The 1,148-nt window shown below is 64.8% G+C and carries 1 pseudogene; it reads left to right on the top strand.

The window, feature by feature from the left end:
* Positions 1-1,148: pseudogene (locus CHEJ32_RS25965) on the top strand (DUF11 domain-containing protein); the annotation flags it as partial.

Below are 1,148 nucleotides of genomic sequence, written 5' to 3'. Positions count from 1 at the left end.
GTCGGAACCGACCCGCTCACCTGGAACGGCATCGTCGTGCCGGCGAATGGCACGGTGGAGGTGGTCTATCAGGTCACCGTCGCGGACCCGATCCCGGCCGGTGTGACCGAGATCGGTAACGTCGCCTACAGGACCGGCGATCCGGAGCCCGACTGCGCGGTCAGCCCCATGCCGGCGAACTGCACGGTAACGCCCATCGCAGGTGAGGCGGTGCCCTCGAAGAGCCTGACGGCGGAAAGCGGAAGCGTTCCCAACTATGCCGAGCCCGGCGAGAGGCTCACCTATACGGTGACCCTCACCAATTCCGGCACGGCAGCGGCGGTCTTCGATCTTGCCGACAACATCGACGACAATACCACCTATGTGGCGGGCTCGGCGACAGTCGGCGGCACCCCGCGTGAACCGGTAAACTCCGACCCGCTCACTTGGGACGGCATCGTCGTGCCGGCGGGTGATACGGTGGATGTCGTTTACTCCGTGATGGTCGCCGACCCGATCCCCGACGGCGTCACGACGATCGGCAACATTGCCTATGAAAGCGGCACACCGCAGCCGGATTGCGCCGACGCGCCGGACCAGTGCGTCGAGATACCCACCTTTGTTCCTAAGATCCTGCTTGAGAAGGCGGGCCTGTTCCAGGACGACGGAAACGGCGTGGCCGAGCCGGGCGAAACCATCCGCTACACCTTCAAGGTGAAGAATGATGGCACCGTGCGGCTTGACCAGGTGCAGCCGCAGGATGCCGGCCCGACCTTCAATGGCGTGAGGGGCACGGGAACGCTCTCCAACTTCACCCCGGCCCAGGTCTCGCTCGATCCGGGAGAGACCGCGGAGTTCACTGCCGATTACACGTTGACCCAGGCCGATATCGACAATGGCGCAGGTATCGAGGATGGGGTGGAAAACACCGCAACTGCAGTGGGAACCGCGTTCGCCAACACGGTGTCGAGCCAGCCTGTGGAATCGGAAGAGGCGGTTGCGCTTCTGGCCCTGCCTGTCGCGGTGAGCGACATCACGGTGACGAAGGTTGCGAATCTTCGCTTCATCCGGCGTGGCGAGCAGGCGCCGTTCACCATCCGCGTGACCAACAATGCCGGCTCCCTGGCCTCGGGCCTGACGGTGGTCGACACGATCCCGGCCGGCTTCCG

It is taken from the genome of Chelativorans sp. J32 (assembly GCF_000518985.1).
Classification (GTDB): domain Bacteria; phylum Pseudomonadota; class Alphaproteobacteria; order Rhizobiales; family Rhizobiaceae; genus Chelativorans.
The sequence above is the reverse complement of the archived record's forward strand: the minus strand, read 5'-3'. Positions and strand labels throughout refer to the sequence as shown.